The organism is Duganella lactea, assembly GCF_009857505.1.
In the GTDB taxonomy this organism is placed as follows: domain Bacteria; phylum Pseudomonadota; class Gammaproteobacteria; order Burkholderiales; family Burkholderiaceae_D; genus Rugamonas; species Rugamonas lactea.
On record NZ_WWCP01000024.1, the window covers coordinates 36,536 to 56,999 of the forward strand.

Genomic DNA, 20,464 nt, shown 5'->3' on the forward strand with positions numbered 1-20,464 from the left:
GCGCTTGGCTGAAGCATGTTCAGCGATGCCGTATAATCTTAGACCGCCCTGCTGGTATGGCGGCGCCCCCTTCCGATCCTTAGAGATATCAAATGAATAACACCGTATCCCGCCCCGTCATGTCCAAGACCGATGCCCAGCTGCGCGAGATTCTCGCCCGCCGCATCATGATTCTGGATGGCGCGATGGGCACCATCATCCAGCAGTACAAGCTGGATGAAACCGCGTATCGCGGCGGTCCGAACGGTGCATTCATCGACTTCGCCGCCCCCGCCGACGCCGGCGCGCGCGAACTCTTCGTCAAGGGCAACAACGAGCTGCTGACGCTGACCCAGCCGCACATCATCCAGGAGATCCACGAGCGCTACCTGGCCGGCGGCGCCGACCTGATCGAAACCAACACCTTCGGCGCCACCTGGATCGCGCAGGACGATTACTACATGGGCCACCTGGCCTACGAAATGAACGTGGCCGCCGCCAAGCTGGCGCGCGCCGCCACCGCCAAGTACAGCAAGCCGGACAAGCCGCGCTTCGTCGCCGGCGCGCTCGGCCCGACGCCGAAAACCGCGTCGATCTCGCCCGACGTCAACGACCCGGCCGCGCGCAACATCACCTTCGACCAGCTGGTGGACGCCTACTACGAACAAACCAAGGGCCTGATCGAAGGCGGCGTCGACCTGCTGCTGGTGGAAACCATCTTCGACACGCTCAACTGCAAGGCCGCGCTGTTCGCCATCGACCAGTTCTACGCCGACCACCCGGCGCAGGAACGCCTGCCGCTGATGATTTCCGGCACCGTGACCGACGCCTCCGGCCGCATCCTGTCCGGCCAGACCGTGCCGGCCTTCTGGAACTCGGTGCGCCACGCCAAGCCGCTGACCATCGGCCTCAACTGCGCGCTGGGCGCGGCGCTGATGCGCCCCTACGCCGAAGAGCTGTCGCGGATCGCCGACACCTACGTCTGCATCTACCCGAACGCCGGCCTGCCCAACCCGATGAGCGACACCGGTTTCGACGAGCTGCCGGCCGACACCTCGGCGCTGCTGAAGGAGTTTGCCGAAGCCGGCTTCATCAACATCGCCGGCGGCTGCTGCGGCACCACGCCGGACCACATCAAGGCCATCGGCGAGATCCTGGCCACGGTCAAGCCGCGCGCCGTGCCGCAAGTGCCGGTGGCGCAGCGCCTGTCCGGCCTGGAGCCGTTCACCATCGACGACAACTCGCTGTTCGTCAACGTTGGCGAGCGCACCAACGTCACCGGCTCCAAGGCCTTCGCCCGCATGATCCTCAACGAGCAGTACGACGAGGCGCTCAGCGTCGCCCGCCAGCAGGTGGAAAACGGCGCCCAGGTGATCGACATCAACATGGACGAGGCGATGCTCGACTCGCAAGCCGCGATGACCCGCTTCCTCAACCTGATCGCCTCCGAACCGGACATCTCGCGCGTGCCGATCATGATCGACTCGTCCAAGTGGTCGGTGATCGAGGCCGGTCTGAAATGCGTGCAGGGCAAGTCCATCGTCAACTCCATCTCGATGAAGGAAGGCGAGGAGGAATTCATCCGCCAGGCCAGACTGTGCCTGAGCTACGGCGCCGCCGTCATCGTCATGGCCTTCGACGAAAAAGGCCAGGCCGACACCTACGAGCGCAAGATCGAAATCTGCGGCCGCGCCTACCGGGTGCTGACCGAGCAGGTCGGCTTCCCGCCGGAAGACATCATCTTCGACCCGAACATCTTCGCGGTCGCCACCGGCATCGAGGAGCACAACAACTACGCGGTGGACTTCATCAACGCCACCCGCTGGATCAAGGACAATCTGCCGCACGCGAAAATTTCCGGCGGCGTCTCCAACGTCTCGTTCTCCTTCCGCGGCAACGACCCGGCGCGTGAAGCGATCCACACCGTGTTCCTGTACCACGCCATCAAGGCCGGCATGACCATGGGCATCGTCAACGCCGGCATGGTCGGCGTCTACGACGACCTGCCGGCCGAGCTGCGCGAGCGCGTCGAGGACGTGGTGCTGAACCGCCGCGACGACGCCACCGAACGCATGATCGAATTCGCCGGCACGCTGAAGGCCGGCGCCGGCAAGCAGGATGCCGCCAATCTGGAGTGGCGCAACGCGCCGGTCGAGAAACGCCTGGCGCACGCGCTGGTGCACGGCATCACCCAGTGGATCACCGACGACACCGAAGAGATGCGCGCCGCCGTCGAGGCCAAGGGCGGCCGGCCGATCCACGTCATCGAAGGCCCGCTGATGGATGGCATGAACATCGTCGGCGACCTGTTCGGCCAGGGCAAGATGTTCCTGCCGCAGGTGGTCAAATCGGCGCGCGTGATGAAGCAGGCGGTGGCCCACCTGATTCCGTACATCGAGGAAGAAAAGCTGGCGGAAGAAAAACGCACCGGCATCGTCGCCAAACCAAAGGGCAAGATCGTCATCGCCACCGTCAAGGGCGACGTGCACGACATCGGCAAGAACATCGTCTCGGTGGTCCTGCAATGCAATAACTTTGAAGTGGTCAACATGGGCGTGATGGTGCCGGCCTCCGAGATCCTGGCGCGCGCCAAGGTGGAGAACGCCGACATCATCGGCCTGTCCGGCCTGATCACGCCGTCGCTGGAAGAGATGGCCCACGTGGCCAAGGAAATGCAGCGCGACGAGCACTTCCGCATGCTGAAGATTCCGCTGCTGATCGGCGGCGCCACCACCAGCCGCGCCCACACGGCGGTGAAGATCGCCCACAACTACGACGGCCCGGTGGTGTATGTGCCGGATGCGTCGCGCTCGGTCTCGGTGGCGCAATCGCTGCTGACGCCGGAGTCGCGCGATCAGTACATCGATGAGCTGGAACAGGACTACGCCCGTATCCGCGCACAGCACGCCAACAAGAAAGCGCTGCCGATGCTGTCGCTGGCCGACGCCCGCGCCAACAAGATGAAACTATCGTTCGCGCCGGTCAAGCCGAAATTCATCGGCCGCCGCGAATTCAAAAACGTCGACCTGGCCACCATCGCCAAGTACATCGACTGGGGTCCGTTCTTCCAGACCTGGGACCTGGCCGGCCCCTTCCCCGCCATCCTGAACGACGAGGTGGTGGGCGAAGCGGCGACCAAGGTGTTCGAGGAGGGCCAGGCCATGCTGAAGAAGCTGATCGACGGCCGCTGGCTGACCGCCAACGGCGTCATCGCGCTGCTGCCGGCCAACACCGTCAACGACGACGATATCGAGATCTACACCGACGATACGCGGTCGACCGTCGACTTCACCTACTACGGCCTGCGCCAGCAAGGCGTCAGGCCGGTGGTGGATGGCGTGCAGCGCCCCAACCAGTGCCTGGCCGACTTCATCGCGCCGAAGCACAGCGGCATCAAGGATTACATCGGCATGTTCGCCGTCACGGCCGGCCTGGGCATCGAGAAGCACGAGAAACGCTTTGAAGACGCGCACGACGACTACTCGTCGATCATGCTCAAATCGCTGGCCGACCGTCTGGCCGAGGCGTTCGCCGAATACCTGCACGAGCGCGTGCGTACCGACCTGTGGGGCTACCAGCCGGCCGAGTCGCTGAGCAACGCGGAGCTGATCGCCGAACAGTACAGCGGCATCCGTCCGGCGCCGGGCTACCCTGCCTGCCCGGAGCACACCGTCAAGCGCGAGATGTTCAATACCATGCAGGCCGAGGAAATCGGCATGCAGCTGACCGACTCCTTCGCCATGTATCCTGGCGCGGCGGTGTCGGGCTTCTATTTTGCGCACCCGCAGTCGAAGTACTTCGTGGTGGGCAAGATCGGCAACGACCAGCTCGACGACATGGTCGCCCGCCGCGGCGTGGCCAAGGAAGAACTGGAACGCTGGCTGGCGCCCAACCTGTCGTAACCGTCATGCCGGCCTGCGCCGGTATGACGGGGCTATCGGCGCTGGTCTTTCAGGAATTTGGCGACCGCCAGACCGCCGAACACCAGCGCGAAGCCCAGCTGCACCAGCATCGGCAGCAGCGCGCCCTCCAAGCCGAGGCCGCGCCAGGTGACCGCGTCCAGACCATCGACGGCCCAGCGCGTCGGCACCACCAGCGTCAACGTCTGCATCCACTGGGGGAAAACAAAGGACGGCACCCACGCGCCGCCCAGCATCACCAGAATCAGCGTGGCGAAGACGGCGATGCCGCGCGCCGCTTCCGGCGTTTTGCCGAAAGCGGCGATAAACAGGCCAAAGGCGGCCGTCATCAGGCCGAAGCACACGGCCAGCCCGACAAAGCCAACCACGCTGGTAATCTGCACTTTGAAGATCAGTAACGCGCAAGCGAACATCGCGCACATCAGCACGCTGGCGATGATGGCGCCGGAAATCACTCGCCCCATCAGCACCGTGGTCAGCGACACCGGCGCCGCCAGCAGACGATTCCAGATGCCGAACTGACGCGCCAGCAAAATACCGATACCCATGTCGATCCCCATGAACAGGATGAACTGCACGCCCATGCCGGCGAACGAATGCGCGTAGCCGTTGTATCTGGGGCCGCTGCTCAGCGCCGCTTCGCTGGTATTGAACGGGACACTCATGCCAGACGGCGCATCGGCCTTGCTGGTCTCGGCACCGGCGGCGGCAGTCGCGGCCTGCTGGTCCTGGAATTTCTTCAGGCTGCCGAGGAATTCGCCCAGTTGCGCCTGCTCGGGATTACGCTGATCAAGCGCCGGCAGCGCGGCCAGATAGCGCGCGGTGGCGCCGGCGCCTTGCCCGCTCATGACCGACGCGCTGGTCACCTGCATCACTTGCTGCGTCAACAGCCCTTTCACCATCGCCAGCACGGTCGCTTGCGACGGGTCGTAGTACAGCGGCAACTCAGGCTTGTCGCGGCCGCTGAACAAGGCATCGGCCGCCTTCTGGCCAAAGCCGTCCGGAATCACCACCGCCACCGGCAGCTTGCCGGCGCGCACCTTGGCCTGCGCCTCGTCGGCGCTTAACGCGACAACGCGCAGCGTGTCGTCCGCCTTCAAACCGGCGGCGATCTTGCGACCGATCGGCGACTGATCCTGCAGCACCAGGCCGATGTCGATCTTGCTGGCCCCCTTGTCGGGACTGCCACCGAACAGCGAACCGAAGAACGCGGCCAGCACCACCGGCATCAACAGGTGCAGCATCAGCGCGCGCTTGTCGCGCAGGTAGAGCATCAAGTCTTTGCGGATCAGGGCGATCAAGGCGGTCATGTCAATCTCGCAGGCTGCGGCCGGTCAGGTTGAGGAAGATGTTTTCCAGCGAGGTGCGGGCGGTGGCGAAATGCAGCAGCGTCTGCCCCTGCGCGTTGAACCAGCCCAGCACCGGCGCCGCGTCCGTGGCCGCCGCCAGGCCGATGTTGAGCGTGGCGCCGGTCCCTTCAACGCCGGTCACGCCATTCAGCGCCCGCACGCCGGACAGCAATTCAGCCGATGGCTTGCCGGCCAGTTCCACCTGCAGCGCCGCCTGCGCCGGCAGCCGCTGGAACAGCGCGGCCGGCGTCTCGTCGGCCAGCAGCTTGCCGTGATCGATGATGACGATGTGGTCGGCCAGCCGCTCCACTTCCTCCATGTAGTGGCTGGTGTAGATCAGCGAGCGGCCCTGCGCCTGCAAGGCTTCCAGCGTGTCGAAGATGGCGTTGCGGCTTTGCGGATCGACGCCGACGGTCGGCTCGTCGAGGATCAGCAACCGCGGATCGTGCAGCAGCGCGGCGGCGATGTTGAGGCGGCGCTTCATGCCGCCGGAAAAACCGGATGGCAGGTCGGCCGCGCGGTCGGATAAGTTGACCAGCGCCAGCGCCTCGGCGCAACGCTGCTTCAGCTGGGCGCCCTTCAGGCCGTAGAGCGCGCCGAACAACCGGAGATTTTCCAGCGCCGACAGCTCCTCATACAGCGCCAGATCCTGTGGCACGAAGCCGATCTTCCGCTTGGCGGCGCTGGCGCCCTGCCCGATCACCTCGCCATCGAGCGTGATACGGCCGGCGTCGGCGCGCAGCAGGCCGCAGATCAGGGCCACGGTGGTGGACTTGCCGGCGCCGTTCGGGCCGATCAGGCCCACCGTCTGGCCGCGCCGCACCTTGAACGACACGCCATCGACCGCCTGGCGCGCGCCATAGGCTTTCGAAATCTGCTCCACGCTCAGTATCACCGCCGCCTCCGGGTTGTCCGCACTGGCTTGCAGCATAGCGTTGTCATAGCAAGTTGGCAAGCCGGATGAACTTTTGCCGCCGGTGGACAGACTAAGTAGGACGCCGCCGTCCGGCGGCCTGACTACCAAGGGAGGTAATATGGCAAACAATCCATCCGTCAAACGCTGGCAAGATCAGGTGATACTGCTGCTCGGTCTGTGGTTCTTCATCACGCCGTGGGTGTTCGGCTACCCGATCCCGTCGGTCCAGGCCTGGACCGCGTTTATCTCCGGCGCGGTGATGGTGCTGCTGGCGACATTCGACCTGTACAAGACCTACTTCTGGGCCGTGATGCTCAATCTGCTGGTGGGGATTTGGGTGGCGGTGTCGCCGTGGGTGTTGCGCATGGCGGATAACACGGAACTGATGTGGAACTCGCTGATCGTCGGCATCGCCGTGGCCGCGCTGGCGCTGTGGGCAATACGCACCGATCCGGAACTGGTCAAGCACTGGCCGGGCGCCGGCCATGTGACATAAACCAGCGCCGGGTGTGGTGCGTTACAGCGCGTAGCGCACCACGTTGTCGCTCCACTCGAACGCGGCCATCTCCAGCTCCAGCAACTCCTCGGTGGACATGGCGAGGTCGCGCAGCGTGGGCAGGATGTGGCAATCCATGTCCTCGATGCGCTCGATGCATTCGACCAGCTTGAGCAAGTCGCCGTAAAAGCCGCCACGGTGCAGCAGCGCGTCGCGCACTTCATCGCCGACCGGAATCTGTTCCAGGATCTCGCCCATCTGCATGCCGAACAGCGTATCCATCAGCGACATGATGCCGACCGTGAAGGCGATATCGGCGCGCTCGCGCTGGCTCGGGCGCAGCTTGGCCGCCAGCAGCTCCAGCAAGCGGCCGCGCGTGGTGGCCAACATCAGCAGCGGCGTCATGCTTTGGCCGCGCTTGCTCGGTTCGGCGTACAGCATGATCTGCAGCCAGCGCTGCAGCTGGCGGCGGCCGAGGATGGTCACCGCCTGGCTCAGCGAGTCGATGCGCTGGCGCGCGCCCACCGCCGGCGTGTTCACCAGGCGCAGCAGGTTCAGCGCCAGCGACACGTCGCGCTTGATGGCGCGTTCGATTTCCGGGTTGTCGGCGTCGGAGGTGACCAAGGTCATCAGCTCCATCACCGCCAGTTGCGACGGCGACAGCTTCTTGCCGCTCATGATGACCGGCTTGGAGAAATAATAGCCCTGGAAATAATCAAAGCCCAGGTCGAGGCCATGCTTGAATTCCTCGCGCGTCTCGACTTTTTCCGCCACCAGCTTTTTCTTCTCCTGGCGGAAGCGCGGCGCCAGCTTGCTCAGCGACGACGGCGCGATGTTGCGCATGTCCATCTTGACGTACTCGACCAGCGGCAGCAGCGCCTGCACCGCCTCGGTCTCGCCGGTCACGTCATCGAGCGCGAAGCTGAAGCCGTGGTCCACCAGTGCGCGCACGCGGTCCACCACGGCCGGCGTGGCCGCCATGCCGTTGCTGATCTCCAGCACCACCTTCTCGCGCGGCAGGAAAGGAAAGATATCGCTCATGATGACGCTGGCGTCGACGTTGACGAAGCCTTGCGCTTCGCCGACGGTCTTTTCCATGCCGAGTTGCGCCGCGTGGGCAATGACGGCGGCGGTGGCCGTCAGCCCGTCGGTCACCTGCGCCGGACCGACCGGCGCGTTACGGAACAGCAGCTCATAGCCGAACAGCGCCTGGTTGCGGTCCAGGATGGGCTGGCGCCCCAGATAGAATTCGCGCACGCGCAGATGCTGGGGGCCACGGTCATGTACGGAGAGATCGATCATTGCAAGTCCAAGTCAATAGGCGGTCTGCTACAGCTGCCATTCTGACAGCAATGTCAGCCATTGTCTTGGACATTTATACCCGCCGCACACCACCTACCGCAGGCAGCCGTCGATAAACAGCTTCAGCTCCCCCGGCTGGAAGGCGGTCCAGCGCTCGTTGGTGGTCAGCGGCTGGGTGACGATGATGGCGACGCGGTCGTCGGGCGTAGTTACCTGAGAGAAATCCACGCTGACGTCTTCATCGGACAGCTTGGCGGTGTCGAACGGATGCTGGCGCACCAGGTAAAACAGATGGGTCGAGCAATGCGCGAACAGCTCGCCGCCGGACGACAGCAGCATGTTGAACGTACCGTGGGTGGCGATCTCGTGCGCCAGCCCGCTCAGCACCGAGCGCAGCTCCGCCAACGGCGGCCGCTGTTCGCCGAAGCGCGCGCGCAACTGCTGCAGGATGTAGCAGAAGGCCCGTTCGCTGTCGGTCGTGCCGACCGGGCGGAAGGCGCCGTTGAGCAAAGGGTGGAACTCCTTCAGATCGCCGTTGTGGGCGAACACCCAGTATTGCCCCCACAGCTCGCGCACGAACGGATGGCAATTCTCCAGCGCCACCTGGCCCTGCGTGGCCTTGCGGATGTGGGCGATGACGTTGGTGGACTTGATCGGGTAACGCTTGATCAGCTCGGCGATCGGCGAGGCGATCGCGGCCTGATGGTCGACGAAATGGCGCACGCCGGCGCCCTCGAAAAAGGCGATGCCCCAGCCGTCGTGGTGGGTGTCGGTGTGGCCGCCGCGCATGGCGAAGCCGGTGAAACTGAACACAATGTCGGTCGGGACATTGCAGTTCATCGCAAGGAGTTGGCACATGGCGGAATTATACCCACCCTGTGCCCACCCCCGCGAGGTTTAATGCAACAGCACGGGCTGGCTCATTAACTCATCGTAGCTGCCCAAAAATTCATCGATTTCCGCCATGGTCGGCTCGTTGGCGATCAGCTGGTTGACTTCACGGCGGAAATTCTGCGCCAGCACGCCGGCGATGAAGATCTCGCGCTTGCCCCCCTTGTCGACGATTTCATAGCCGCCAAAGCGCAGGGCCTCCAGACTACGGTCCACGCCGAACTCGACAACACTGTATTGCTCGCTGTTGTAGATGAGGTTCATTTTGCTTCCTTTCTCAAGGGGCGAAACACCTTAGTTTCCGCCTTCCCCCCGTACATAGGGTTGAACGCGGGCCATTTCAAGGGCAATCAGCGGGCTGGGGTTAGGCCGCGATAAGGTCTTGCAGTTCCAGCAAGTCCCCGTAGGGCGCCTCGGACAACCAGGAACGCAGCTGTTCCAGGTGCTCGGCGGAGGCCAGGCTGAGATAGAGCCGCGCGGGGGGACGGCGCAGCACCCGGTTCAATGTTACGCGCAAAATCAGATTACCGCTGCAATGAAGACAGCCTGGTGCGATACGCAACACTTGCGGGATATTTTCGTAGGGATATGGCCCATCGGCCGGATCGAAACACAAGGCCGAACCGCCGTCCGACAAGCCCTCCAGAATGATGACGCTGGCGCCGTCGCGCGGCAGATGGGCGGCGATGGCCGCCTCGCGCAGGCCGGCGCGCGCGCCGGTGACCAGCCAGGTCGGCACCGGCGGCCGGTGATGGACGGCGCCGGTGGCGGACATGGCGGTCACCGTCAGACGTTTTTCTTGGCCAGCTTGCCCGGCTCGACACCCAGCTGCTTGAGCTTGCGGTACAGGTGGGTGCGTTCCAGGCCGGTCTTCTCGGCCACGCGGGTCATGCTGCCGCCTTCGCGGCCCAGGTGGTGTTCGAAGTACATGCGCTCGAAGGCGTCGCGCGCCTCGCGCAGCGGCAGGTCGAACGACAGGCTGAAGCTGTGGTTGTCGGCGCCGGTCACGGTGGCGCCGCCACGCACGGCGATGCCCGCCACCGGCTGCGGCGCGGCGAAGCCGCTGGCGGCCGTCGGCGCCTCATCCGGCTGCGCCATCGTCGGACGCGGCGCCAGCGCCGGCGCGCGCACGGTTTCCTGGGCCCGCGTCAGACCGGCTTGCACCGCCTTCAGCAGCTTTTGCAGCGCGATCGGCTTTTCCAGGAAATTGAGCGCGCCGATGCGGGTCGCCTCGACCGCCGTATCGATCGTCGCGTGACCGGACATCATGATGACCGGCATGGTCAGCAGGCCGTCGCGCTGCCACTCTTTCAGCAGCGTGACGCCATCGGTGTCCGGCATCCAGATATCGAGCAGCACCAGGTCCGGCGCCCCTTGGGCGCGCGCCTCGCGCGCCTGCTGGGCGTTTTCCGCCAGTTGTATCGCATGTCCCTCGTCGCTCAAGATTTCCGAGAGCAACTCGCGGATACCCATTTCATCGTCAACCACCAGAATGTTTGCCATCTTCCCTTGTCCTCATTTCGCCGTCCCGGGACGGCAATGATGTTTGTGTCATAGCACTTCAGCTATTGTGCGACGCCGAGGCTAACTTTAACAGCAAAATCAGCACCGACGCGCCACTTCTATCGACATGGTTCTGAATATCGATCCGTCCACCATGTTCCTCGATAATCTTTTTCACCATCGCCAGGCCCAGTCCGGTGCCGCGCGCCTTCGACGTCACGTACGGTTCAAACGCGCGCGCCAGGATTTTGGGCGCGAAGCCGGAACCGTTGTCGCTGATCGCCAACCGCACGGCGGTGCGCGAACCACCGTCCGCGCCCTGATAATGAATGGCTTCGGTGATCACGTCAATGCGCGGCTGCGGTGCGCCGTCCGGCAAGTCGGCCATCGCGTCCTGGGCGTTCTGCAGCAGGTTGTGGATCACCTGGCGCAACTGGGTCGGATCGCCCATCACCCGCGGCAGGCCGGGGGCCAGATGTGGGTGGATGATATCGTTGCCCTCGCCGCTGATGTACAGGTGCAGGATCTCGTCGATCAGCGCGTTCAGGTCCAGCGCTTCGAGCACCGCCGGCGGCGTCTTGGCGTAGTCGCGGAAGTCGTCGACCATGCGTTTCATCGCCGCCACCTGGTTGACGATGGTGGCGGTGCCCTTGTTGAGCAGCTCGGCGTCCGGCGGCAGCAGCTTGGCCTCCAGCTTCATCTGCATGCGCTCGGCCGACAGCTGGATCGGCGTCAGCGGGTTCTTGATTTCGTGCGCCAGCCGGCGCGCCACCTCGCCCCAGGCGATCGAGCGCTGTGCCGAGATGACGTCGGAGATGTCGTCGAATACCACCAGGTAGCCGCTGCCGCCCTCGACCGGCAGGCGCGAGCCGCGCGTCAGCAAGGTCAGGTCGCTGTCGTCGACCCCGGCCGGCGCCGGCCGCGGCACTTCGATCTGACGCTGCCAGTGCAGCCGCGCCGGATTGCGCCCGGCCGCCGACTGGGCGTTCTGCGCGGCGAACGCGGCCACGATGGCGGCGCCGAACTCGTGCAGGCCGTCGATCGCGTCCAGCTGCTGGCCAATCATGGTGACGCCGGCCTGCTGCAGGATGCGTTCGACCGAGTCGTTGCAGCTGATCAGGTGGAATTCCTGGTCCAGCACCATCACCCCGGCCGACATATTGGCCAGCACCGACTCCAGGTGGGCCTTGGCGTTTTGCAGCGCCGCGCGGTTGCGCTCGACCGCGCTGCGGGCGTCCGACAACTGCCGCGTCATGGTGTTGAACGACTGCGTCAGCGTGCCCAGCTCGTCCGAGGTGGCGACGATCGGCCGCGGCGACAAATCGCCCTCGGCCACCGCGCGCGTGCCCTCGGCCAGCAGCAGCAGCGGCTGCGCCAGGTCGCTGGCGATCAGGAAGGCGGCGGCGATGGCGCCGAACACCGCCAGCAGCAGCGTCAGCGTCAGCGTCACGATGTACATCTTGCGCAGGCCGACGCGGGCGTCGAAGCGCTCCTTGTAGTCGGCGTAGGCGCGGCGGATGGTCTCGCCGTCGGCCGCCAGTTGCGCCGGCGCCAGCTGCAGCAGCTGCAGGTAGCGCGGCGCCAGGTGGGTGCCGTTCGGCTGCACCGGGTCGGGCACTGGCAGCAGCACCCGCAGCCGCAGCTGGTTGAGCGGCTCGACCGGCGTCGCCGGCACCGCGACCAGGTCGCTGCGCAATTCATTGCCGCCCTCGGGCGCGCCGTAGCGCCCGTCCTTCTTGACCGTGGCCATCATGGCGCGCGTCGGCAGGTCGGCGCTGAGGTTGCGGCCGCGGCTGGCGCGGGCGCTGACCACCAGCCCGCCGTCGGCGTCGACGATGATGGCGTTCTGCATCCCGGCCTCGCTCTTGACCAGCGCCGCCAGGATCGCGCGCTCGCTGCCGAACGGCCGCTCAGCCAGCTCCTGCGCGGTGCGCCCGGCGGTGGCGTTCAGTTCGCCGACAGCGCGGTCCAGGCCGGCGCGGCTGAGATTGATGCCCGATTCCAGCGCCTCCTCCACCGGCACATTGAACCAGGATTCGATCGAATGGGACACGAACTGCACCGAAACCAGGAAGATCACCAGCCCGGGCAGCACGCCGATGGCGGCGAACAGCAGCACCAGCCGCGTCATCAGCTTGGAGCCGAAGCGGCCGGCCTTGTAGCGGGAATACAGGCGGAACAGGGACACCACGACCAGCAGCAGCAGCGCGGCGGCCACCGCCGCGTTCAGGCCCAGCAGCCAGCCATAGTAGCGGTCGAAGAAGCCGGAATTGTCGGAGGCCGACGCCAGCAGGAACAGCAGGATGCTGACGACGGCGCCGCCCACCACCGCAAAGTACCGCAGGGCCGTCTTCACTTACTCGGCCCTGTACTGGAAGGTTTTCTTGTCCGACGCCAGGCGCCATTCACTGTTGTTCAGGGCGTTGACCTTGAGCGGCTTGGGCACATAGTTGGGGTCCAGCCCCATGCTCAGCTTGACGGTGTAGGTCTCGCCCACCTTCAGCGCGCCGCGCGCGGCGACGATCCAGCGGCCCGGCCGGCGGATCAGGAACAGCGCGTCCTCCAGCGACGCGAAGCTCTGGTGCACGCTGCCGCTGACGGCGACGTTGTATTGCCGCGTCAGCACGTTGTAGGACAGGCTGACGGTCTGGCGCGCGGTGATGGCTTTTTCGTCAAACCAGTACCAGCGCGGGCGGGTGAATTCGATTTCGGTGTAGAAGTACAGCGTGCGCCCGTATTGCAGCGCGTCCTCCATCTCGTGGCTCAGCTCGAAGCCGTAGGTGGCCGACAGTCGGTAGCCGTCCTCGGTCGCCTCGACCAGCGCGCGGCGGATTTCCACGCCTTCGGCCGCGCGCGCGCCATGCGGCAGCAGCGCCAGCATCAGCAGCAAGGTCGCGGTCAGAAGTCGGAAAAATCGTCGCGTCACGGGTGGGCAAGGTCTCAAGAGGTTACGCATTTTTCTGGAACAGCGCGTAAAACAAACCATCGTGATCCTGCCCGGAGCCGCCGGCGGGAAGCAATTGACCGGGCGCATCCAGTCGGACAGCCTGATGTCGAACAGCAAAAGCGGCCGCCTGCGCCTCGGATTCCTGCGGCCACAAGGAACATGTCACGAATAGCAATTTACCACCCGGCGCCAGCATCTGCCAAAGATTGTCCAGGATTTTTCCGGAAAGTGTTGCAAGTTGGAGCGTGTCGGCCTTGCGCCGCAGCCAGCGGATATCCGGGTGGCGGCGCACGATGCCGGAGGCGGTGCACGGCACGTCGGCCAGGATGCGGTCGAAGGGCTGGCCGTCCCACCAATCGTTGTTCTGCGCGTCGGCCGCCTTCAGCGTGGCGCGCAGTTTCAGCCGGTCCAGATTTTCGCCGACGCGGGCCAGGCGTCTGGCGTCGGCGTCCAGCGCGGTGACGTCGGCGTCGGCCAGCTCCAGGATGTGGCAGGTCTTGCCGCCCGGCGCGGCGCAGGCGTCCAGCACGCGCATGCCGTTTTGCACATCCAGCAACGGCGCGGCGAGCTGGGCGCCGGCGTCCTGCACCGAGGCCGCGCCATCGGCGAAGCCCGGTATCAGGTGCACGCCGACCGGTTTTTCCAGGCGCACGGCGTACGGGCCGATCCGCGTGGCCGTCATGCCGGCGTCGGCCAGCCTGGCCAGGTAGTGCTCCACCGTGTGCTGGCGGGGATTGACGCGCAGCGTCAGCGGCGGCGCCATGTTGCCCGAAGCAAGAATCTGCTGCCATTGTTGCGGCCAGGCCGTTTTCACGGCGTCGATCCACCATTGCGGGTAGTTCCACTTGGCCACCGGTTGCAGCTGCGCCGCGTCCAGCAGCGCCTTGCGCTCGCGCAGCAGGCGGCGCAGCACGGCGTTGATCATGCCCTTGGCGCGGGCGGTGTCGGGGTGGCCGCCGGCGGCCGTCACGGTCTGGTCGACGATGGTGAATTCTTCATACGGCGGCGTGTCGTCCGGCGCGGTCATCAGCGCCAGCGCGCAGCACAGCAGCGCCACCACCAGCGGCTCCGGCGCCTTCGGCGCCATCAGGGTGATCAGCGCCTCGCTCTGGCCCAGCTGGCGCATCGCGCGGTAGCCGATGTCCTGCATGGCGCCGCGCGCCTGCGGCGTGGTGTCCGGCTGTCGCGCCCACACCTGGGCCAGCGCCTGCGGCAGGTTGGTGCCGGTCTTGACCTGGGCGATGGCGCTGGCGGCGCCGATCAGGCTGTACGCCAGCGAATCGGGTTTGAGGTTGGTCTGGAAGTGGGTCTGCAACGCCGGTTTCAGCTCCCGTGCGTGGCTGGCGCGCAGTTTCTTCGGCGCGGCCGGCTTGGCGGGAGACTTCAAGGAGAGCGTTGGACGCTTGTTCATATGCTAATTCCAGAGATGGGGGAAGACCGTGATCGGGCAGTATACATTAGCGCCAGATGCAAGGCGACAGCGATAACGCTGAATCCGGATCAATCGTGCCGTCTGGACAAAGGCTTGCTTGGCACGCTCGCGTTCGCCGTCGCAAGATTTCCTCATTAGCAACGCCCTGCTGCCTCACAGTCCGCCCCTCCGTCCGGTCAACACAGTATAATTAACGCTGTTTGGCCGGCGCCCATGCGCCCGCCGTTTCCACTATCTGAAGAATCTTTAAGCGCATGCTAGCCCAACAAAAACAAGATATCACGGCCCTGTTCCAGGCCGCCCTCGCCCCGATCCTGGCTGGTACCGACATCACCACCAACGTTGTGCTGGAGCGCCCGCGCGATCCGTCCCACGGCGACGTCGCCTGCAACATCGCCATGCAACTGGCCAAGCAGCTGAAAATGAACCCGCGCGAACTGGCCACCAAACTGGTCGAGGCGCTGCTGGCCGACCCGGCCCGCAACGGCCTGATCGACGCCGCCGACATCGCCGGCCCGGGCTTCATCAACCTGCGCGTCAGCGCCGCCGCCAAGCAGGCCGTGGTCAAGACCGTGCTGGCGCAAGGCGACCAGTTCGGCGCCGCCGACACCGGCGCCGGCGCCGGCAAGAAAGTGATCATCGAATTCGTCTCCGCCAACCCGACCGGCCCGCTGCACGTGGGCCACGGCCGCCAGGCGGCGCTGGGCGACGCGCTGTCCTCGCTGTTCGTCTCGCAGGGCTACGATGTCACCCGCGAGTTCTACTACAACGACGCCGGCGTGCAGATCCAGACCCTGGCCAACTCGGTGCAGGCGCGCCTGCGCGGCCACAAGCCTGGCGACGCCGCCTGGCCGGAATCGGCCTACAACGGCGACTACATCGCCGACATCGCCGCCGACTTCCTGGCGAAGAAAACCGTGTCGGCCTCCGACGGTTCGCCGGCCACCGCCTCGGGCGACGTCGAAGACATCGAATCGATCCGCACCTTCGCCGTGACCTACCTGCGCAACGAGCAGGACATCGACCTGCAGGCGTTCGGCGTCAAGTTCGACAACTACTACCTCGAATCGTCGCTGTACTCGGACGGCAAGGTGGACGCCGCCGTCGACATGCTCAACAACTCCGGCAAGACCTACGAGGAAGACGGCGCCCTGTGGCTGCGCACCGAGGACTACGGCGACGACAAGAACCGCGTGATGCGTAAGAAGGACGGCACCTACACCTACTTCGTGCCGGACGTCGCCTACCACATCGTCAAATTCCAGCGCGGCTTCCAGCAAGCCATCAACGTGCAAGGCTCCGACCACCACGGCACCATCGCCCGCGTGCGCGCCGGCCTGCAAGCGGTCAACGTCGGCATCCCGCAAGGCTTCCCGGACTACGTGCTGCACAAGATGGTCACCGTGATGAAGGGCGGCGAAGAAGTCAAGATCTCCAAGCGCGCCGGCTCCTACGTCACCGTGCGCGACCTGATCGAATGGTCGGGCGGCGGCGACATCACCAAGGGCCGCGACGCGGTGCGCTTCTTCCTCATCTCGCGCAAGGCCGACACCGAATTCGTGTTCGACGTCGACGTCGCGCTGAAAACCTCGGACGAGAATCCGGTCTACTACGTGCAGTACGCCCACGCGCGCATCTGCCGCATGCTGGAGCAGTGGACCGGCGACGAGGCCGCGCTGGCCAATGTCGACCTGTCGCCGCTGACCGCGCCGACCGAAGCGACGCTGCTGGCAACGCTGGCCGCCTACCCTGAAGCGCTGGCGCGCGCCCAGGCGGAACTGGGCCCGCACCAGATCGCGTTCTACCTGCGCGACCTGGCCGCCAATCTGCACAGCTTCTACTTTGCCGAGCGCGTGCTGGTTGACGACGAGGCACTGAAGGCCGCGCGCATCGCGCTGATGGTCGCCACCCGCCAGGTGCTGCGCAACGGCCTGGCGCTGATCGGCGTTTCGGCTCCCAACAAAATGTGATTGCGAAGGACATCCCGCACAATGAATTTCCGCTCCAGCCGTTTCAGCTTAATGCGTCCTCGAACGCGACAGCAGGGCAACACCTTCATCGGCATCGTCATTGGCCTGGTCATCGGCCTGAGCATCGCCGTCGTCGTGGCGCTGATGATCACCAAGGGCTCGACGCCGTTCACGGACAAAGGCCATCCGGGCAAGGCGGCGGAACCGACTGCGGGACAGATCGCCGATCCGAACAAACCGATGTACGGTAACAAGGACGCCGCGCGCGAGGCGGCCAAGGATCTGGCCAAGGAACCGCCAGCTCCAGCCGCCGCGCCGGCGCAGGCGGCGGCCGACCAACTGCAAGCGGTGGTCGACAAGATCCAGAACACGCCGGCACCAGCCAAGCCGGCAGCGGCACCGGCCACGCCGAACGCCGCCAACGTCACGCCGCAACCGGTGTCCAAATCGGCCGGCGACGCGGCGTCCGATGAGAAGTACATCTACTACCTGCAAGCCGGCGCCTTCCGCGAGACGGCCGACGCCGAAAGCGCGCGCGCCAAGCTGGCGTTGCTCGGCTTTGAAGCCAACCTGTCGGATCGTTCGACCGACACCGGCGTGCTGCACCGCGTGCGCCTGGGCCCCTATCATCAGGTCGAAGCGATGAACAAGGTCCGTAGCAAACTGTCCGAGAACGGCATCGACGTCGCCGTGGTCCGCAATCAAAAATAAACAGCACAAGGAATAACCATGCGTTTCCTGAAGTTCCTCCTCACCGCCATCACGCTGAGCGCCGTGGCGTTCAGCGCCGCCGCCTCGCCAACCGATCCGAAAGAAGGCGTGGAGTACAAAACCCTGGCCAAGCCACAGCCGGTGGACACCGGCAAGAAAGTCGAAGTCATCGAGTTCTTCGACTACGCCTGCCCGCACTGCGCCGCTTTTGACAGCACGCTCAACGCCTGGGTGAAAAAACAGGGCGACAACATCGTCTTCAAGAGGATGCACATCGGCCGCCAGGGCGGCGAGCTGCCGCAGGGCCGCATGTTCTACACGCTGCAAGCGATGGGCGTGCTGACGCCAGAGCTGCACACCAAGGCCTTCAACGAAATCCACGTCAAGCGCAATCGCCTGAACACCGATGATCTGGTGTTCGACTTCGTCGCCAAACAAGGCATCGACAAGCAGAAGTTCATCGACACCTACCGCGGCTTCGGCGTGGCGGGCCACATGCGCAAGGCGCTGGCGCAGATGGACGCCTACCAGGTTGAATTCTGGCCGCTGCTGATCGTCGACGGCAAATACCAGACAGCGCCATCGATGGCCAACGCCAACGCCACCAGCGAAGCGCAACTGAACGAAGACGTCACGCGCGTGCTGGACGCCCTGGTCGTCAAAGCCAAGGCAGAGAAGAAATAAGCATGACGCCTTTGCGCGTCTTCATCACTGGCGCCTCCAGCGGTCTGGGCGCCGCGCTGGCACGCCAGTACGCCGCGCAGGGCGCCACCCTTGGCCTGCTGGCCAGGCGCGGCGAGGCGCTGACCGCTCTCATCGCATCGCTGCCCAACCCGCGGCGCCACCGCGCCTACGCGGTCGATGTGCGCGACCACGCCGCCATCGGCGAGGCCGCGCAAGCCTTCCTGGCCCATGCCGGCGGCGTTGATGTGGTGATCGCCAACGCCGGCATTTCGGTCGGCACACTGACCGAACACAAAGAAGACATCGACGTCTTCGCCGACATCCTCGCCACCAACGTTACCGCCACCGCCGCCACCTTCTCGCCCTTCATCGCCGCCATGCGCGCCCAACAGACACTGGGCACGCCGGGCCGGCTGGTGGGCATCGGCAGCGTGGCCGGCATTCGCGGCCTGCCGGGCGCGGAGGCCTACAGCGCCTCCAAGGCCGCCGTCATCAGCTACTGCGAATCGCTGCGGCTGGAGATGCGGCCCTACGGCATCCGCGTGGTGACCATCTGCCCCGGCTACATCGACACGCCGATGACGCAGATAAATCCGTACCCCATGCCATTCCTGATGGCGCCGGAAAAATTCGCCGCGCGCGCCGCTCAGGTGATCGCCGCCGGCGCCAGCTACACGGTGATCCCGTGGCAGATGGGCATCGTCGCCAAGGTGCTGCGGCTGCTGCCGAACACCGTCTACGACTGGGCCTTCAGCAAGGCGCCGCAGAAGCCGCGCAAATCCCGGCCCGCCGCGCCATGAGTATGCTGAACGCGGCCGCCATCAGCGCGCATTGCGCCACGTCCGCCACCCACGTGGCGATTGAAACCGTGGCCGAAACCGGCTCCACCAACGCCGACCTGCTGGCGCGCCTAGGCGGCCTGCGTGGCCCGCTGTTGCGCATCGCCGACAACCAGACCGCGGGCCGCGGCCGCGCCGGCCGTTCCTGGCTGTCGCAGCCCGGCGCCGCGCTGATGTTTTCGCTGGCCTGGCCATTCAAAGGCCCGCTGCACAAGATGACCGGCCTGCCGATGGCGGTGGGCGTGGCGCTGGCCGAAACCATCGTCTCGCTGGGCGTGCCGGTGCAGATCAAGTGGCCGAACGACCTGCTGCGCGACGGCGCCAAGCTGGCCGGCATCCTGGTCGAAACGCAGAACACCGGGAACGCCATCTGGGCCGTCATCGGCTGCGGCATCAACCTGGTCATGCCGGATGAACTGGAGGCGCGGATCGGCCGCGACGTCGCCAGCGCGCCGTGGCTGGCGCAGATGGACCGCAACCAGCTGATGGCCGCCCTGCTCAGCCGCCTGGCCGCCGTGCTGGCGGAATTCGACGACACCGGCTTCGCCCCCTTCGCCGAACGCTGGAACGCGCTGCACGCGTGGCACGGCAAGGAAGTGGTGCTGCTCGACCAGGGTGCGGTGGTGCGACAAGGACGCGCCGCCGGCGTCGACGACATCGGCCGCCTGCTGCTCGACACCAGCGCCGGCCGCGTAGAAATCCTGTCCGGCGATGTATCGCTGCGCTTAATCGGAACGCAACTAAGCGGAGTACAATCATGATGTTATTGATCGACGCCGGCAACACCCGCGTCAAGTGGGCGCTGGTGGCGCCTGGCGCGCCGCCGGGCGAGTGGATCGCCAGCGGCGCCGCCACCCACGCCGACATGCCGCAACTGGAACTGGCGTGGTGCGAAGCCTCGGCCATCAACCGCATCGATCGCATCGTGATCGCCAACGTCGCCGGCAACGCGCTGCGCGTGCAGCTGGAGTATGTGCTACAGCGCTGCATCGGCGCGCTGACGCCGGAGTGGTTTGTCTCGCTGCCGGCGCTGGCCGGCGTCACCAACGGCTACCGCAATCCGGCACAACTGGGCTGCGACCGTTTTGCCGCCGCCATCGCCGGCCACACGCTGACGCCCGGCCAGCCGGTCATCGTGGTCAACTGCGGCACCGCCACCACCATCGACGCCGTCACGGCGGACGGCGTGTTCCTGGGCGGGATGATCCTGCCGGGACTGGGGCTGATGGCCAGTTCGCTGGCGCGCAACACCGCGCAGTTGCCGCAGATCGCGCAAGACGGTAAGCTGCCGGACGGATTCGCCGACAACACCGACGACGCCATCCTGAGCGGCATCCTGGCCGCGCAGAGCGGCGCCATCGAGCATGCCTGCGCCGCCCACGCCGGCGCCCAGTGCATCATCTCCGGCGGCGCCGCGCCCTACATCGCGCCGATGCTGAAACTGCCGTACCGTATCGTCGACAACATCGTATTGATCGGCCTCCATGCCGCCAGCGGCGCTGCCGGCAACGCCGAATAAGGAAGG

Annotated in this window: 18 protein-coding genes; 8 read left to right on the forward strand and 10 right to left on the reverse strand. The window is 65.6% G+C overall.

The features are described from left to right. The first annotated feature begins 119 nt into the window (after positions 1 to 119). Positions 120 to 3,881 (forward strand): methionine synthase, encoded by a 3,762-nt coding sequence (gene metH / locus GTP44_RS18005; protein WP_161020548.1) that lies wholly within the window; start codon positions 120 to 122, stop codon positions 3,879 to 3,881. 32 nt (positions 3,882 to 3,913) lie between these two features. On the opposite strand, the gene GTP44_RS18010 is transcribed toward metH, so the two are convergent. After that, the gene (locus GTP44_RS18010; RefSeq protein ID WP_161020515.1) at positions 3,914 to 5,209 is read right to left on the reverse strand and encodes an ABC transporter permease; all 1,296 of its coding nucleotides are present in this window, start codon (positions 5,207 to 5,209) and stop codon (positions 3,914 to 3,916) included. 1 nt (position 5,210) lies between these two features. Then, a complete protein-coding gene (locus GTP44_RS18015; protein ID WP_161020516.1) occupies positions 5,211 to 6,179 on the reverse strand; it encodes an ABC transporter ATP-binding protein in 969 nt (322 codons plus the stop codon). Positions 6,180 to 6,282: 103 nt separating this feature from the next. On the opposite strand from GTP44_RS18015, the gene GTP44_RS18020 reads away from it, so the two are divergent. Next, entirely contained in the window at positions 6,283 to 6,660 is a 378-nt protein-coding gene (locus GTP44_RS18020; protein WP_161020517.1) for an SPW repeat protein, read from the forward strand. A 21-nt stretch (positions 6,661 to 6,681) separates the two neighbouring features. Here GTP44_RS18020 and GTP44_RS18025 read toward each other — a convergent pair whose 3' ends face one another. From GTP44_RS18025 to rsmB, 8 genes are all read right to left on the reverse strand, one after another. Continuing rightward, complete coding sequence (locus GTP44_RS18025) at positions 6,682 to 7,962, reverse strand: EAL and HDOD domain-containing protein (RefSeq protein WP_161020518.1); 1,281 nt, start codon at positions 7,960 to 7,962, stop codon at positions 6,682 to 6,684. A 93-nt stretch (positions 7,963 to 8,055) separates the two neighbouring features. After that, entirely contained in the window at positions 8,056 to 8,820 is a 765-nt protein-coding gene (locus GTP44_RS18030) for a class II glutamine amidotransferase (protein WP_160989632.1), read from the reverse strand. 39 nt (positions 8,821 to 8,859) lie between these two features. Further along, on the reverse strand, positions 8,860 to 9,117 hold the full coding sequence (locus tag GTP44_RS18035) for a BTH_I0359 family protein (protein ID WP_161020519.1): 258 nt from the start codon (positions 9,115 to 9,117) through the stop codon (positions 8,860 to 8,862). A gap of 100 nt (positions 9,118 to 9,217) precedes the next feature. Next, positions 9,218 to 9,628 carry a GTPase gene (locus GTP44_RS18040; RefSeq protein WP_161020520.1) on the reverse strand — a complete coding sequence of 137 codons (411 nt, stop codon included), beginning with the start codon at positions 9,626 to 9,628 and terminating at the stop codon, positions 9,218 to 9,220. A gap of 11 nt (positions 9,629 to 9,639) precedes the next feature. Beyond that, the gene (locus tag GTP44_RS18045; protein ID WP_160989635.1) at positions 9,640 to 10,356 is read right to left on the reverse strand and encodes a response regulator; all 717 of its coding nucleotides are present in this window, start codon (positions 10,354 to 10,356) and stop codon (positions 9,640 to 9,642) included. A gap of 58 nt (positions 10,357 to 10,414) precedes the next feature. Further along, complete coding sequence (locus GTP44_RS18050; RefSeq protein WP_161020521.1) at positions 10,415 to 12,712, reverse strand: sensor histidine kinase; 2,298 nt, start codon at positions 12,710 to 12,712, stop codon at positions 10,415 to 10,417. Next, entirely contained in the window at positions 12,713 to 13,312 is a 600-nt protein-coding gene (locus tag GTP44_RS18055; RefSeq protein ID WP_202424132.1) for a DUF4390 domain-containing protein, read from the reverse strand. Beyond that, positions 13,305 to 14,714 carry a 16S rRNA (cytosine(967)-C(5))-methyltransferase RsmB gene (gene rsmB, locus GTP44_RS18060; protein ID WP_161020523.1) on the reverse strand — a complete coding sequence of 470 codons (1,410 nt, stop codon included), beginning with the start codon at positions 14,712 to 14,714 and terminating at the stop codon, positions 13,305 to 13,307. The genes GTP44_RS18055 and rsmB overlap by 8 nt, the downstream gene beginning before the upstream one ends. A gap of 275 nt (positions 14,715 to 14,989) precedes the next feature. On the opposite strand from rsmB, the gene argS reads away from it, so the two are divergent. From argS to GTP44_RS18090, 6 genes are read left to right on the forward strand one after another with little or no spacing between them, the layout of a single operon-like run. Beyond that, complete coding sequence (gene argS, locus GTP44_RS18065; protein ID WP_161020524.1) at positions 14,990 to 16,705, forward strand: arginine--tRNA ligase; 1,716 nt, start codon at positions 14,990 to 14,992, stop codon at positions 16,703 to 16,705. 21 nt (positions 16,706 to 16,726) lie between these two features. Next, on the forward strand, positions 16,727 to 17,416 hold the full coding sequence (locus GTP44_RS18070; protein ID WP_161020525.1) for an SPOR domain-containing protein: 690 nt from the start codon (positions 16,727 to 16,729) through the stop codon (positions 17,414 to 17,416). Between the two features lie 18 nt (positions 17,417 to 17,434). Further along, positions 17,435 to 18,100, forward strand: a complete 666-nt coding sequence (locus GTP44_RS18075) for a thiol:disulfide interchange protein DsbA/DsbL (RefSeq protein ID WP_160989641.1) — start codon at positions 17,435 to 17,437, stop codon at positions 18,098 to 18,100. A gap of 2 nt (positions 18,101 to 18,102) precedes the next feature. Beyond that, entirely contained in the window at positions 18,103 to 18,900 is a 798-nt protein-coding gene (locus tag GTP44_RS18080; RefSeq protein WP_161020526.1) for an SDR family oxidoreductase, read from the forward strand. Further along, entirely contained in the window at positions 18,897 to 19,700 is an 804-nt protein-coding gene (locus GTP44_RS18085) for a biotin--[acetyl-CoA-carboxylase] ligase (RefSeq protein WP_161020527.1), read from the forward strand. The genes GTP44_RS18080 and GTP44_RS18085 overlap by 4 nt, the downstream gene beginning before the upstream one ends. Continuing rightward, the gene (locus GTP44_RS18090; protein WP_161020528.1) at positions 19,697 to 20,458 is read left to right on the forward strand and encodes a type III pantothenate kinase; all 762 of its coding nucleotides are present in this window, start codon (positions 19,697 to 19,699) and stop codon (positions 20,456 to 20,458) included. The genes GTP44_RS18085 and GTP44_RS18090 overlap by 4 nt, the downstream gene beginning before the upstream one ends. The last annotated feature ends 6 nt before the right edge of the window (positions 20,459 to 20,464 follow it).

Coding starts and splice junctions, on each gene's coding strand:
- GTP44_RS18015 (WP_161020516.1), bottom strand. CDS start 6,179: ATGCTGCAAGCCAGTGCGGACAACCCGGAGGCGGCGGTGATACTGAGC.
- GTP44_RS18035 (WP_161020519.1), bottom strand. CDS start 9,117: ATGAACCTCATCTACAACAGCGAGCAATACAGTGTTGTCGAGTTCGGC.
- metH (WP_161020548.1), top strand. CDS start 120: ATGTCCAAGACCGATGCCCAGCTGCGCGAGATTCTCGCCCGCCGCATC.
- GTP44_RS18085 (WP_161020527.1), top strand. CDS start 18,897: ATGAGTATGCTGAACGCGGCCGCCATCAGCGCGCATTGCGCCACGTCC.
- argS (WP_161020524.1), top strand. CDS start 14,990: ATGCTAGCCCAACAAAAACAAGATATCACGGCCCTGTTCCAGGCCGCC.
- GTP44_RS18040 (WP_161020520.1), bottom strand. CDS start 9,628: ATGTCCGCCACCGGCGCCGTCCATCACCGGCCGCCGGTGCCGACCTGG.
- GTP44_RS18075 (WP_160989641.1), top strand. CDS start 17,435: ATGCGTTTCCTGAAGTTCCTCCTCACCGCCATCACGCTGAGCGCCGTG.
- GTP44_RS18025 (WP_161020518.1), bottom strand. CDS start 7,962: ATGATCGATCTCTCCGTACATGACCGTGGCCCCCAGCATCTGCGCGTG.
- GTP44_RS18030 (WP_160989632.1), bottom strand. CDS start 8,820: ATGTGCCAACTCCTTGCGATGAACTGCAATGTCCCGACCGACATTGTG.
- GTP44_RS18010 (WP_161020515.1), bottom strand. CDS start 5,209: ATGACCGCCTTGATCGCCCTGATCCGCAAAGACTTGATGCTCTACCTG.
- GTP44_RS18045 (WP_160989635.1), bottom strand. CDS start 10,356: ATGGCAAACATTCTGGTGGTTGACGATGAAATGGGTATCCGCGAGTTG.
- GTP44_RS18055 (WP_202424132.1), bottom strand. CDS start 13,312: ATGCGTAACCTCTTGAGACCTTGCCCACCCGTGACGCGACGATTTTTC.
- GTP44_RS18080 (WP_161020526.1), top strand. CDS start 18,103: ATGACGCCTTTGCGCGTCTTCATCACTGGCGCCTCCAGCGGTCTGGGC.
- GTP44_RS18070 (WP_161020525.1), top strand. CDS start 16,727: ATGAATTTCCGCTCCAGCCGTTTCAGCTTAATGCGTCCTCGAACGCGA.
- GTP44_RS18090 (WP_161020528.1), top strand. CDS start 19,697: ATGATGTTATTGATCGACGCCGGCAACACCCGCGTCAAGTGGGCGCTG.
- GTP44_RS18020 (WP_161020517.1), top strand. CDS start 6,283: ATGGCAAACAATCCATCCGTCAAACGCTGGCAAGATCAGGTGATACTG.
- rsmB (WP_161020523.1), bottom strand. CDS start 14,714: ATGAACAAGCGTCCAACGCTCTCCTTGAAGTCTCCCGCCAAGCCGGCC.